Raw genomic sequence first — 12,633 nt, forward strand, 5'->3', positions numbered from 1 at the left:
ATGGTATTTGCTACATCTTGAGATAAAAATCTTTCGTGAGCGCAATAAATGCTTCGCTATAACCACCTTGATGGTGAATTGTAAGCGATTCGCGCTGCAAATCTTGCTCGCAGGCAGGATCTTTAGATAACTCAAATAGAATTCGGCTAGCCGGTTTCTTGTCTGTTGTTCTCACATCAAGGCGTTTTGCTAGATACCAACCACATTGCTCGGCAAGCTTGATAAAACCTTCCCCCTCAGGCGTCGGTAGGATGAAACTGGCCGTCGCGGCTTCGGTTGTGATCTCGAAACAACGTTGAGCAAGCGCTAGGTGATCCAAGCTGTCGGTGTGTCTGGCAGTGGCTCTTTGGCTTTGCTGCGCCTGTTCTCCAGAGTTGAAGTAGGGCGGGTTACAGATGATCGCATCAAACTTCTGTGGAAAGCTTGCCGATAACACACTGTCGTGATGAAGCGAGACACGATTTTGCCAAGGCGACTGCTCAATATTGACAGTGGCAGCATCAATGGCGTGTTGATCAATATCTATCGCAGAGATTGAAGCATCCTCAAAACGCTGCGCAGCCATCAAGGCCAGCAGACCTGTTCCTGTTCCAATATCGAGTACACATGATCTTTGTGGCAGGCTTACCCACGCGCCAAGTAACACGCCATCGGTACTGACTGGCATACCGCTTTGCCCGCCGTAAATTGAGAATTGCTTAAAATTGAAGCTTTTAGTTTGCACTGTTTTGTCTTTCATTAATGTTCTGAGTATCAAGATATTTTAAGTGATTAGCTCTAATGTTAACCGCTTGTATGAATCAATGTTCTGCTTGGGAAAATATTGTTGTGAATTATGGTTAGTTTATAATTGTGGCTATTTTTCCATAGCCAGTGTAATCAACTGCTTTTTGTTCTCATATGCAAATTTATATGGTGTTTTTGTGTGGTGACTTGCAGCTAGCCAAGTGTTTCGTCATTATGCGCGACTATTTTATAGATTGATTGGCAGCTTTTAGCTGTAACATTCATGTAAGCACAACATAAACTCATAAATATAATTAAGGATTATCTGTGAAACAGAGTCTAAAACTAACAGATATAATGGCATTGGGCTTTATGCTTTTTGCGTTTTTCTTGGGTGCGGGTAACATCATCTTCCCACCTCTAGCTGGCCAATTAGCCGGTGATCACTTCCTTCCAGCGATGTCTGGTTTTCTGCTGACTGCCGTTGGTCTGCCGTTAATCACTATCGTCGCGGTCGCTGTGGCTGGTGGCTCTTGGGGTCACTTAACTAAAGATCTTCCAAAGCAAGCTGCAACTATCATGGCTGTTCTGATCTTTATCATTATCGGTCCTGCATTTGCTGCACCACGTACTGGCCTTGTTGCCTATGAGATGGCGGTGAAACCGTTCTTCATCGATGCCTCTCAAGCTCACCTAACTCTCTTTTCGATTGCATTTTTTGTAGTAGCGATGTTCTTCTCATGGTCGCAAGGTAAGCTTATTGACGTTATTGGCAAGGTACTGACACCTGCACTGTTCGTTGGTTTGGTTGTACTGGCGATTGCTGTGTTCGTTAACCCTCAAGGTGATATTCTTGCGGCTCACGGTGAGTACATCACTCAACCACTGACCAAAGGTTTCCTTGAAGGCTACAACACCATGGATACTTTTGCTTCTTTGATGTTTGGTATGCTGATTGTTGATGCGATTCGTAGCAAGGGCATTACTGACCGTGCTGCGACGACTAAGTACCTAATTAGCGCGGGTTGTATTGCCGCAGCGGGTCTAGCGTTTGTTTACATCTCTCTATTCTTCCTAGGCGCAACAAGTGCAACAGTAGCAGCCGGTGCAGACAATGGCGGTGCTATCTTAAGCCTATACGTTCAATCGTTGTTTGGTCCTTCTGGTCAGCTAGTGCTTTCTGTGATCGTACTATTAGCGTGTCTAACAACGGCGATTGGTCTTGTGTCAGCATGTTCGGATTACTTCAGCTCGCTAACGCCTCTGTCTTACAAGACTTGGGTAATCATCAACGGTGTGGCTTGTGCAACCGTTGCAAACGTTGGTCTTTCTCAACTGATTTCTCTGTCTGTTCCAGTACTATTTGCATTGTACCCAGTCGCTATCGCGTTGGTTGCTCTGACATTCTTGCGTAGCCGTTTCCCTAATCCAAAAGTGGCTTACCGCGTAGTAGTATTAGTGTCACTGCTGTTTGCTCTTATTGATGGCGCTAAAGTAGCGGGTGTAGACGTGTCTGCACTTAAGATGCTGCCACTGTTTGAGATCGGTATGGGTTGGTTGCTTCCAACGACTGCTGCAATCATCTGTATGTTCTTCGTTGGTAAATCAACAGAGCAAGAGATGGCTGAGGAGACTGTTTAATCTTCCGTTGAGATTAGATTGTTCTTCGAGATGAAATAGAAAAGGCCTCATTACTTCGCAGTAATGAGGCCTTTTTGTATTCTGTGGTCTTTTTATATTCAGCTACTTAGTTAGGTGTACTTCTGTTTGGTTATAGCTTTTCGCTGTACTCAACCAGTACTTGCTCAACCCAGCTTGCGATACGGTCATCGCTAAGCTCGTATTGTGAATCTTCATCAAGCGCCAAACCAACGAATTGAGATTGGTCTTCCGTTAACGCTTTAGACGCTTCGAACTCGTAGCTGTCGTCGTTTGGCCAGAAGCCAACAAACTCTGCTCCAGCGGTTTTCAGTTCATCATGCAACAGACCCATCGCATCAAGGAACCATTCGCCGTAGCCTTCTTGGTCACCTAAACCAAACAGAGCCACAACCTTGCCTTTCATTGGCGTGGTTGCGATGTCTTCCCACAGTTCATTCCAATCTTCTTGGATTTCACCGAAGTCCCAAGTCGAGATGCCCAGCAATAAAAGGTCGTAGTCCGCCATCAATGAAAGAGGGGTTTCTTTAACGTTATGGATATCAACTAGGTCTTCACCAATAATGCCGCGAATTTTCTCTGCTGCCATTTCTGTGTAGCAGGTGGTTGAGCCGTAAAATAATCCAATTTTCATAGCAAACGTTCGATTTTAATTTCAGATGGCGAATTCTAACCATAAATCGACTTCGATTGCAGCGATTATCCGCTCAAGTCGTAATTTTTATGGCATTCATATTTGCTCTGGCATACTCTCAAAACAGTTTCCAATATTGTGAGTAACACTATGCAGTCGCCTCAAGGGCAGAGCGAAGACCACGGTCTCGTTGAGCAGTTTTTAGATGCTATGTGGATGGAGCGAGGATTATCGGAGAATACGCTGGTTTCGTACCGTACCGATTTGTCCAAGTTATTAGCGTGGATGGAAAAGAACAATTACCGCCTCGACTTCATTAGCCTTTCAGGTTTACAGGATTATCAAGGCTGGTTAGCCGACGCTGATTTTAAGCAGACTTCTCGTGCCCGTATGTTGTCGGCGATTCGTCGCTTGTTCCAATACTTACACCGCGAGAAAATCAGAGGTGATGATCCAAGTGCTTTGTTGATCAGCCCGAAGTTGCCGCAACGCTTGCCGAAAGATTTGAGCGAAGAGCAGGTTGATGCTTTGCTTGATGCGCCAGATCCGAACGATCCGATTGAGCTTCGCGATAAGGCGATGCTTGAGTTACTCTATGCAACGGGTTTGCGTGTGACAGAACTGGTTAGCTTGACGATGGAAAACATTAGCCTAAGACAGGGCGTGGTGCGTGTTATTGGTAAGGGTGGTAAAGAGCGCTTAGTACCCATGGGCGAAAATGCGGTCGATTGGATAGAGACTTTTATTGAACAAGGTCGTCCACATCTACTTGGCGAAAACAGTTCTGATGTGGTTTTTCCGAGTAAACGCGCCAAGCAAATGACCCGTCAGACGTTCTGGTATCGTATCAAGCACTACTCGGTCGTCGCCGGTATCGACACAGAATTGTTGTCACCCCACGTATTGAGACACGCTTTTGCGACGCATTTACTGAACTATGGCGCAGATCTCAGGGTCGTACAGATGTTACTTGGGCATAGTGACTTATCGACAACCCAAATTTATACTCACGTGGCGACTGAAAGGCTGAAGCAAATTCACGCGCAGCATCACCCACGTGCTTAAATCCATTTATTTTTAAGGTGAACTTAATGAGCGTATTACGCCGTCTTCCTCTACTAGCGCTTCCTCTTATGATTACTGCATGTAATGCATCAGAAGCGAAAGTAGAAACAACGTCAACAGCCGTAGAAGCTGCTCCTGCTCAAGCTATTGATACTGCAGCGTTAACTAAGCGTTTTGAAAAGATCGGCATTAAGGTCGATAAGATTGTTCCTTCGGATATCGATGGTCTTTTAGAAGTTCAAACCAACAGCGGCATTATCTTTTCTTCTCCTAAGGGCGACCATTTTCTAGCCGGTACACTTTACTCTTTGGATGACAACGGTAAGTTCAGTGATGTTTTGGCTGAGCGTCAAGCTCCGTTGAATGCTGAAAAAGTAGCAGCAATGTCGGATACGGTTATCGAATATAAAGCTGATAACGAAAAGTACGTTGTGACGGTATTTACGGATATTACCTGTGGCTACTGTGTTCGTCTGCACAGCCAAATGCAGGGCTACAACGATCTGGGTATTACCGTTCGTTACATGGCTTACCCGCGTCAAGGCGCGACAGGACAAGTTGCTGATCAAATGGCGGCAATCTGGGCGTCAGATGATCCAAAAACAGCTATGCATGACGCTAAAGTAAATCGTCAAATGCCAGCGTCTGGTAAAGACCTAGCAGAGCAGAAGCAGATCATTGCTAAACAATACCAATTGGGTCGTGAGCTTGGCATCAATGGTACACCGGCTATCGTACTAGCAAGTGGTGAGTTGGTGAGTGGTTACTTGCCGCCAGCACAACTTCTTCAACGTTTAGAGCAATAATCTCGTTTTCTGTATTGCCATTTATCCCCCATGTTTTTGATTTAAGGAGAGGCCTGATTGATATCGGGCCCATTTTTATATGATAGAGATCCAACGCCGTCCAGAGGTCGACATTTCAGTCTTACCTGCTCACTTACCTGACTTATTAAAGCGTATTTATGTGAGTCGTGGAATCGACAGTGCTGACCAACTAGAGACAGCAGCGAAAGGCTTGCACTCTTATCAAAAACTGGGTGGCATTGATGCTGCGGTTGAACTGTTGTTCAAGGCCATTCAGCAGCAAAAACGCATCATCATTGTTGGTGACTTTGATGCCGATGGCGCAACCAGTTCAGCGTTGTCCGTACTTGCTCTACGTATGTTGGGCAGTTTCTAACGTCGATTATCTGGTACCAAACCGTTTTGAAGATGGTTATGGCTTGAGCCCTGAGGTTGTCGAACAGGCAATCGAGCTTGGCGCCGAAGTGATCATGACGGTTGATAACGGTGTCTCTTCTATTGAAGGTGTTCGCTTCGCTAAAGAGAAAGGACTAGAGGTTCTGGTTACCGACCATCACTTACCGGGCAATGAACTGCCAATGGTCGATGCGATGGTTAACCCAAACCTTGAGAGCTGTGCTTTTCCTTCGAAAGCCCTAGCGGGTGTTGGTGTCGCTTTTTATCTGATGATGGCATTGTGTGTTCACATGCGTAAGTTGGGTTGGTTTGCAGAGCGCGGCATGACAGAACCTAAGTTGATGGAATTGATTGACCTTGTGGCGCTGGGTACGGTTGCCGACGTGGTCCCACTCGACGAAAACAACCGAATTTTAGTGCATCAAGGTTTGCAACGTATTCGTGCGGGTAAAGCTCGTCCGGGTATTCAAGCCTTGATCGAAATCGCTAAGCGAGACGCTAAGCGTTTGGTGGCGTCTGATTTTGGCTTTGCTCTTGGTCCTCGTATCAATGCAGCTGGTCGATTGGATGACATGTCTTTTGGTGTTGAGCTACTAATGAGTAACAACATCCATGCGGCGCGTCGAATGGCAAGTGAACTGGATGGTTTGAACCAAACACGTAAAGAGATCGAAGAGGGCATGAAGCAAGAAGCGATGGCTTTTTGTGAGCGCCTTGAGTTTGGTAAAGACGACCTGCCTTCTGGTTTAGCCTTGTTCCAACGTGATTGGCATCAAGGTGTGATTGGTATCTTGGCTTCGCGTATCAAAGACAAATACCACCGCCCAGTGATTGCGTTTGCAGATGGCGGCGAAGGCAGTATCAAAGGTTCATGTCGCTCAATTCCAGGTTTGCACATGCGTGATGCTTTGGACCGAATCGACACTCAAAACCCAGGCTTGATTCTTAAGTTTGGTGGCCACGCAATGGCGGCTGGCTTAACCATCATGGAAAAGGACTTTGAACGCTTCAGCAAGTTGTTCAATGATGTTGTGAAGAATGAACTTGGAGAAACAGCACTGAAGGGCATTATCTTGTCTGATGGTGAGCTGTTACCAGAAGAGTTCTCTATGCACACCGCTGAAACGCTGCGTTCAGGTGGCCCGTGGGGACAAGCTTTCCCTGAGCCAATTTTCGATGGTGAGTTTAAAGTGCTGCACCAAAAGCTGGTGGGTGAAAAACACCTTAAGCTGATGCTCGAGCCGCTCTACAAAGGCCACCCTACCAATGTGATGATTGATGGTATTGCCTTTAACGTCGACCTACGTCGCTGGCCTGATGCATCAGTAAAAACCGTTCATCTTGCATTTAAGCTCGATATCAACGAATTTCGTGGTAACCAATCGTTGCAGCTGATGATCGATCATATCGAAGCCAAATAGTTATTTTGGGCTCAATAATGTTCATCATCTAGCGCTAAATTCAACAAGCTCTGTTCAAAAACAGGGCTTGTTTTCCTTCCTGCCCTTACAAATTCTACGTGTTTCTTCTGCCTGTCAATTTTATATCCCATTAAGTTGTTGAATCTTGGTTCACCACTCTAAAAAATTCTGTATCTCCGTCACACTTTTGAGTACAATTCTTCGGTTAAATTCTACTCATAAATGATGAGCTAAAATGTTTGAAATCAATCCTATAAAAAACCGTCTGCAGGATGTGTCTGAGCGCACAAATATCCTGAGGGGGTATCTTTGACTATGACGCTAAGAAAGAGCGTCTAGAAGAAGTAAACGCAGAATTAGAACAACCGGATGTATGGAACGAACCTGAGCGTGCTCAAGCGCTAGGTAAAGAACGTTCTGCATTGGAAGCGGTAGTAGAAACGATCGACCAACTTGACCAAGGTGTTGAGGATGTTGATGGCCTATTAGAGCTTGCGGTTGAAGAAGAAGATCAAGAAACGTTCGATGAAATTGAACCTGAACTGGCCGAGCTTGAAGCTAAGCTAGAGAAGCTGGAATTCCGTCGTATGTTCTCTGGTGATCACGATGCATCAGATTGCTACATCGATTTACAGTCAGGTTCGGGCGGTACAGAAGCTCAAGACTGGACTTCAATGATGTTGCGCATGTACTTACGTTGGGCAGATTCGAAAGGCTTCAAGACTGAAGTTATCGAAGTGTCTGATGGCGATGTTGCTGGCCTTAAAGGCGCAACGGTACGTATCTCTGGTGAGTATGCTTACGGCTGGTTACGTACAGAGACTGGTGTTCACCGTCTAGTTCGTAAATCACCATTTGATTCAAGTGGTCGTCGTCATACTTCATTTGCATCTGCGTTTATCTATCCTGAGATTGATGACAACATTACGATCGACATTAATCCTTCTGACCTACGTATTGACGTATACCGTGCCTCTGGCGCTGGTGGTCAGCACGTAAACACCACGGAATCGGCGGTACGTATTACTCACGTTCCGACCAACACCGTGGTTCAGTGTCAGAATGACCGTTCGCAGCATAAGAACAAAGATCAAGCGATGAAGCAGCTACGTGCTAAGCTTTTTGAACTTGAGATTCAAAAACAAAATGCTGAAAAACAAGCGAGCGAAGAAACGAAATCAGACATCGGTTGGGGCAGTCAGATCCGCTCTTACGTACTGGATGATTCTCGTATCAAAGATTTACGCACCGGCATCGAAAACCGTAATACTCAAGCGGTTCTTGACGGTGACTTAGACAAGTTTATTGAAGCTAGCCTGAAATCAGGTCTGTAAGCTTTATCAACTATTAAGCTTTACCAATAATATTGGTAAAAATGCCTATATTTGCAAAAATATAGCGGTCCAAATTTTAAAAGCAGGGTACATCTCTAATGACTGATGCTGTTCAAAACGAAAACGCACAAGAAGCTTCTTCACCTGAAGAGAACAAACTAATCGCTGAGCGCCGCAGCAAGCTGGATCACATCCGCCAAAACTGCAAAGCTAACGGTCACCCAAATGACTTCCGTCGTGAGCACCTAGCTGGCGATCTTCAAGCGGAATTCGGTGAGAAGACTAAGGAAGAGCTAGAAGAGCTTAACCACATCGTTGCGATCGCTGGTCGTGTTATGGCGAAGCGTGGTCCATTCCTTGCGATTCAAGAAACTTCTGGTCGTATCCAAGCATACGCAGCGAAAGACGTACAAAAAGTACTGAAAGAGAAGTACCAAGGCCTAGATATCGGTGACATCATCGGTGTTAAAGGTGCGCTTCACAAATCAGGTAAAGGCGACCTTTACGTGAACATGGAAGAGTTTGAATTGCTGACTAAAGCACTTCGTCCTCTACCAGAGAAGTTCCACGGTCTAACTGACCAAGAGATGCGTTACCGTCAGCGTTACGTTGACCTAATCGTGAACGAAGATTCTCGCAATGCATTTATCGTGCGTTCTAAGCTTGTATCTTCAATCCGTAACTTCATGAGCGCGAAAGGCTACCTAGAAGTTGAAACGCCAATGATGCACGTGATCCCGGGTGGCGCAACTGCACGTCCATTCATCACTCATCACAATGCACTAGACATCGACATGTATCTACGTGTTGCACCAGAGCTTTACCTTAAGCGTCTAGTGGTTGGTGGTTTTGATCGTGTATTCGAGATCAACCGTAACTTCCGTAACGAAGGTCTATCTCCACGTCACAACCCAGAATTCACAATGATGGAATTCTACCAAGCGTACTCTGACTACAAAGACCTTATGGATCTGACAGAAGAGATGCTAAGCACGGCAGCAATGGACGTTCTTGGTTCTACTTCTATGCCTTACGGTGACGAAACGGTTGAGTTCGGTGGCACTTACGCTCGAATGAGCATGTTCGATGCAATCAAGCACTACAACCCTGAGCACGCTGAGATTCAAGCGCTAACAGAAGCAGACCTACAAGACCGTGAGAAGATGGTTGCTATCGCAAAATCTGTACACGTAGACGTAGAAACGTTCTGGACATGTGGTCAGCTTCTAGAAGAGATCTTTGGTGAAACGGCTGAGCCTCAGCTAATTCAACCAACGTTCATCACTGGCTACCCAGCGGACATCTCTCCTCTAGCACGTCGTAGCGATGACAACCCATTCTTCACAGACCGTTTTGAGTTCTTCATCGGTGGCCGTGAAGTTGCGAATGGTTTCTCTGAGCTTAACGATGCACAAGACCAAGACGAGCGTTTCAAAGCGCAAGTTAACGCGAAAGACGCGGGTGACGACGAAGCAATGTACTACGATGCAGACTACATTACTGCACTAGAGCACGGCCTACCGCCAACAGCAGGTCAAGGTATCGGTATCGACCGTCTAGCAATGCTATTTACAAACACGCACACAATCCGTGACGTGATCTTGTTCCCGGCAATGCGTCCACAAGCGTAATTCTCGCTTATAGGGCGTAACAGCCTATGTAATTAAAAAGCCACCTTCGGGTGGCTTTTTCTGTTTTTGGGCTTCAAAACCTAGTCTGTACCGCACTCTTGATTCGAAAAATCGTTATTTCTGACATAGTCTTACTATTGAGACATAAAATCTAAGATAGTCTCACTACTATACGCCTCTGCGCTGAATACGATCTCGCGGCATTTTGTCGAACGATGAAGCAGTGACTCGTATTAGCCTGATTTAAATAAAAATAGAATAAGGAAGAAGGATGGGAACTCAATTTAAGATGGATTCCTTACCAGGTTCTCTTATCGTCGTTGGTGGTGCGTACGAACCCTGTTTATCAGTGTTAGAACAAGTGGGTTGGCAGTGTACCCAGTGTGCAGATTTACGAAAAGCCGATGCCTTGATTGCTGATATTGGCCCATGTATTGGTATTGTCGATCTTAGTCATGATGAGTTCAGTCTCAACGGTATTGCTAACCTTGTGAGCAATAACAAGCAGGTGAGATGGCTCGCCTTTATCCGTGAATCGCAATTAAGCTCTGATACTATCTGCCAGTTTATCGTTAACTTCTGTATCGACTTTTTCACGGCGCCAATCCCAGATGCTCAGTTGCTGAGTACCATTGGTCACCAACTGGGTATGCTGAAGCTTGAGCAGAAAGTATGGCCAAACTACGGCATTAACAACAATATGGGCCTGCTGGGCGACTCTGTGGCTGTGAAGCGCTTGAGAGACCAAGTGAAGCGTATTGGGCCGACTGATGTCAGTATCTTGATTTATGGCGAGAGCGGAGCTGGTAAAGAGACGATTGCACGCTCGATTCACCAAAACTCGTCGCGAGCACAGAAGCCATTTTTAACGGTTAACTGTCGTGCCTTGTCTGAAATGAGAATAGAGGCCGAGGTCTTTGGTATTTCAGCACAGCCAGCGACAGCGCCTTGTATGTTGGAAGAAGCCGATGGCGGAACCATCTTGCTTAATGATGTTTTAGCGATGCCACGCAATCAACAACTGAATCTGTTGCGCTTTTTACAAGAGGGTAAGATTGAAACCGCTAATGGACCTAAATCCGTTGATGTGCGTATTCTGGCCGCGAACTCCTCTGATATCGAGAAGGCGTTGATTGAGGGCGATTTTAATGAAGAGCTCTATCACTACATTAATGTTCTGCGTATTCATGTTCCGAGCTTAAAAGAACGTGTGAGTGATATTTCAGTACTGGCTAATCACTTTCTGCGTGAGTACTCGAAAGAGTTTAATGCTCAAGCGAAGAGCTTTTCAGACGATGCTATCCGTTCGATGAATCGCTACCATTGGCCTGGAAATGTGCGTGAGCTGATGAATCAGATTAAGCGTGTTGTGTTGATGTCTGATGCGGTGATCATTGAGGATCACCAACTCGATTTACCAAAACAGAATGATGAACGCCGAAGTTTGAAGAGTATTCGTGAGCGTTCAGAGCGCGATGCACTGCTGATTGTGTTGGAGTCTTACGGCGGTCAGGTTTCGTTGGCAGCTAAAGAACTTGGCGTATCACGAGCAACTATGTACCGATTGCTCAATAAACACAGCCTAATCTCTGAAGGGGTTGTTTAGACTCTTTTCTACATGACTTTATTCAGTCACTGTAAATGAAAGGCCACGTATCTACGTGGCTTTTTTGTTTCTGAAGGATAGCCAGTTCTTTTCTAGCTCAGCCGAAGATAGATATGCTGTGATTTTATATAATCATAGTGAATATGTTATATTTAAATGAATATGCAACTGATATTTTGGGTAAATGCATTGTTTTGAAAATGTTAACCAATTATCGGTTGAATAATATACTCACTTGGTTAGACTTTACCCGTGAAAGCAGAGATTTAACAAATACTTGTCTGCTTTTACTACCTCATATCTTTTTGGATTTTTTAGTTAGCTTGGAGGCGCAAATGAAACATTTCGATTTTATACAGCATATTTGCGCGTCGTTTGATCCGTGTACTGACATGGTGACTGATATGTCACAAACATCAGCCATGGCCGATCGAAACACCCAAGATAAACCTAACTAATAGATCCGTATCCTTATTTGGCTGCGGAAAAATAGCAGCTAAATGAGAAGCCCTCACACTATCTAACACGCTATTTTTCCTCAGTTTATTCAACAACTGGAGAGTTATTATGCGTCACTCAGTATATTTAAAATTAGCAACAGTCCTTATCCGTGCCGATCTTCGTCGTGAAGAGCGTGAATGGCAACGAAAAGTTCGTCGTAGTTCATATGATCTACCATGGAACAATACTCACTTATTAAGAGATATTGGTCTTGAGGCTGACGGTCGACCTATTGGTTTTTCTGAACCAGAAGTTGTCACTATTGAACGTCGAGTACGTCACCTTCGTCGTGTCCTAAGTGCGCGAATACCGACGTAATCTGCGGGGTTGATAGCACCGTTCAACCCCTAAGATAAGTCACAGTGATAGTTATGGCGTCGAAAGTGCAAACTTTTGAACTAGAACTGGTCAAATAAGAGAAGCTCTTGCTTCTCTTTTTTGCTTTTTTAAGCCGTTATCTATGCTTTTTTAAGTTGTTATCTAGTAAAGGAAAAGAGTTCTACTAAGCTTTATAGAGCAAGGGAGGCTGGCTATGCAGAAGCATCAATTAGACATGTGGTTACATGGAGAGCATAAAGACTCTTATCAAACTCCAAAAGTGTACGTTATAGGCTGTTCTGATATCTCAGAATATCTACTGGCGGTGGAGTACAAACACAAGCTAGAACCGGTAAAGCAAGACGGCGAGCCGCTTCACTTTGGATCCTTGGATCAAGTGAAAGAGGAGTTACTCCGGCTCGGCTTTGAAAAGGCGTATCTTCGCCTACATAACGCGTATGATGAGTTTGGTAATGAGCCAAGCCAAAGCTACTGTGACATTGAACTGGCGCTTAAACCTCATTAAGAGAGCGTTT

Annotated in this window: 10 protein-coding genes and 1 pseudogene; 9 read left to right on the forward strand and 2 right to left on the reverse strand. The window is 45.1% G+C overall.

Going from position 1 to position 12,633, the window contains the following annotated elements:
- Positions 1-10: 10 nt before the first annotated feature.
- Complete coding sequence (locus BCU34_RS00960) at positions 11-739, reverse strand: tRNA1(Val) (adenine(37)-N6)-methyltransferase (protein WP_048662677.1); 729 nt, start codon at positions 737-739, stop codon at positions 11-13.
- 314 nt (positions 740-1,053) lie between these two features.
- Here BCU34_RS00960 and brnQ point away from each other — a divergent pair, with 314 nt between their 5' ends.
- Positions 1,054-2,367, forward strand: coding sequence for a branched-chain amino acid transport system II carrier protein (gene brnQ / locus BCU34_RS00965; protein WP_102432244.1), 1,314 nt, complete (start codon positions 1,054-1,056; stop codon positions 2,365-2,367).
- Positions 2,368-2,497: 130 nt separating this feature from the next.
- Here brnQ and fldB read toward each other — a convergent pair whose 3' ends face one another.
- The gene (gene fldB, locus BCU34_RS00970) at positions 2,498-3,019 is read right to left on the reverse strand and encodes a flavodoxin FldB (protein WP_019820572.1); all 522 of its coding nucleotides are present in this window, start codon (positions 3,017-3,019) and stop codon (positions 2,498-2,500) included.
- 150 nt (positions 3,020-3,169) lie between these two features.
- Between fldB and xerD the strand changes: the two genes are divergently transcribed.
- From xerD to BCU34_RS01010, 8 genes and pseudogenes are all read left to right on the forward strand, one after another.
- Complete coding sequence (gene xerD / locus BCU34_RS00975; protein ID WP_048658059.1) at positions 3,170-4,084, forward strand: site-specific tyrosine recombinase XerD; 915 nt, start codon at positions 3,170-3,172, stop codon at positions 4,082-4,084.
- A gap of 26 nt (positions 4,085-4,110) precedes the next feature.
- The gene (locus BCU34_RS00980) at positions 4,111-4,890 is read left to right on the forward strand and encodes a thioredoxin fold domain-containing protein (RefSeq protein WP_017059328.1); all 780 of its coding nucleotides are present in this window, start codon (positions 4,111-4,113) and stop codon (positions 4,888-4,890) included.
- A 79-nt stretch (positions 4,891-4,969) separates the two neighbouring features.
- Positions 4,970-6,707, forward strand: a pseudogene (gene recJ / locus BCU34_RS00985) (single-stranded-DNA-specific exonuclease RecJ).
- A gap of 235 nt (positions 6,708-6,942) precedes the next feature.
- Positions 6,943-8,041 (forward strand): peptide chain release factor 2 gene (gene prfB, locus BCU34_RS00990; RefSeq protein WP_100208942.1). Its coding sequence is split into 2 segments (ribosomal slippage): positions 6,943-7,017 and positions 7,019-8,041, totalling 1,098 coding nucleotides; the frame shifts between segments, so codons are not numbered across the junction.
- 98 nt (positions 8,042-8,139) lie between these two features.
- The gene (gene lysS, locus BCU34_RS00995; protein ID WP_017059330.1) at positions 8,140-9,672 is read left to right on the forward strand and encodes a lysine--tRNA ligase; all 1,533 of its coding nucleotides are present in this window, start codon (positions 8,140-8,142) and stop codon (positions 9,670-9,672) included.
- A 271-nt stretch (positions 9,673-9,943) separates the two neighbouring features.
- Positions 9,944-11,278 (forward strand): cyclic-di-GMP-binding transcriptional regulator VpsR, encoded by a 1,335-nt coding sequence (gene vpsR / locus BCU34_RS01000; protein ID WP_102480737.1) that lies wholly within the window; start codon positions 9,944-9,946, stop codon positions 11,276-11,278.
- Between the two features lie 567 nt (positions 11,279-11,845).
- Positions 11,846-12,097 carry a hypothetical protein gene (locus BCU34_RS01005; RefSeq protein ID WP_004735015.1) on the forward strand — a complete coding sequence of 84 codons (252 nt, stop codon included), beginning with the start codon at positions 11,846-11,848 and terminating at the stop codon, positions 12,095-12,097.
- Positions 12,098-12,311: 214 nt separating this feature from the next.
- A complete protein-coding gene (locus BCU34_RS01010; protein WP_004735016.1) occupies positions 12,312-12,623 on the forward strand; it encodes a DUF6482 family protein in 312 nt (103 codons plus the stop codon).
- Positions 12,624-12,633 lie beyond the last annotated feature (10 nt).

Origin of the sequence: Vibrio sp. 10N.286.45.E10 (genome assembly GCF_002874195.2) — a bacterium.
GTDB classification, from domain to species: domain Bacteria; phylum Pseudomonadota; class Gammaproteobacteria; order Enterobacterales; family Vibrionaceae; genus Vibrio; species Vibrio crassostreae.